Source organism: Streptacidiphilus sp. MAP5-3, assembly GCF_041262505.1.
GTDB lineage: Bacteria > Actinomycetota > Actinomycetes > Streptomycetales > Streptomycetaceae > Streptacidiphilus.
On the sequence record NZ_JBGCCL010000075.1, the window covers coordinates 1 to 1,112 of the forward strand.

A 1,112-nucleotide genomic window follows, 5' to 3' on the forward strand; every position below is an offset into this window, starting at 1 on the left:
GACGGGGCGCCGGCGTCCTGCATCTGCTCGGCCAGCTTCATGGCCTCCTCGATCAGGGTCTCCACGATCTTCGACTCCGGCACGGTCTTGATGACCTCACCCTTCACGAAGATCTGACCCTTACCGTTCCCCGAAGCCACACCCAGGTCCGCCTCACGCGCCTCACCCGGACCGTTGACCACACAACCCATCACCGCCACACGCAGCGGCACCTCCATGCCCTCAAGCCCCGCGGTGACCTCCTCCGCCAGCTTGTACACATCCACCTGCGCCCGCCCGCACGACGGACACGACACGATCTCCAGCCCGCGCTGCCGCAACCCCAACGACTCCAGGATCTGCGTGCCGACCTTGATCTCCTCCGCCGGCGGCGCCGACAACGACACCCGGATCGTGTCCCCGATCCCCTCCGCCAGCAACGCCCCGAACGCCACCGCCGACTTGATCGTCCCCTGGAACGCCGGACCCGCCTCGGTCACCCCCAGGTGCAACGGATAGTCACACGCCGCAGCCAGCTTCCGGTACGCCGCCACCATCACGACCGGATCGTTGTGCTTCACCGAGATCTTGATGTCCCGGAACCCGTGCTCCTCGAACAACGAGCACTCCCACAACGCCGACTCCACCAACGCGTCCGGAGTCGCCCGCCCGTACTTCTCCAACAACCGCTTGTCCAACGACCCCGCGTTCACACCGATCCGAATCGGGATGCCCGCGTCCGACGCGCGCTTCGCGATCTCCTTGACCTGGTCGTCGAACTGCCGGATGTTGCCCGGATTCACCCGCACCGCGGCACAACCCGCGTCGATCGCCGCATACACGTACTTCGGCTGGAAGTGGATGTCCGCGATCACCGGGATCTGCGACTTCCTCGCAATGATCGGCAACGCGTCCGCGTCATCCTGCGACGGGCAGGCCACCCGCACGATCTGACACCCCGACGCCGTCAACTGCGCGATCTGCTGCAGCGTCGCATTCACATCCGACGTCACCGTCGTCGTCATCGACTGCACCGAAATCGGCGCACCCCCACCGACCGGGACATTCCCCACCATGATCCGACGGCTCTGACGACGCGGAGCCAACAGCTCCAGCGGCACGGACGGCATTCC

At 66.1% G+C, this 1,112-nt stretch carries 1 protein-coding gene; it reads right to left on the bottom strand.

Going from position 1 to position 1,112, the window contains the following annotated elements; genetic code table 11:
- A partial coding sequence (ispG, locus tag ABH928_RS36480; protein WP_370073057.1) for a flavodoxin-dependent (E)-4-hydroxy-3-methylbut-2-enyl-diphosphate synthase occupies positions 1-1,109 on the bottom strand: 1,109 nt, incomplete at its 3' end.
- Positions 1,110-1,112 lie beyond the last annotated feature (3 nt).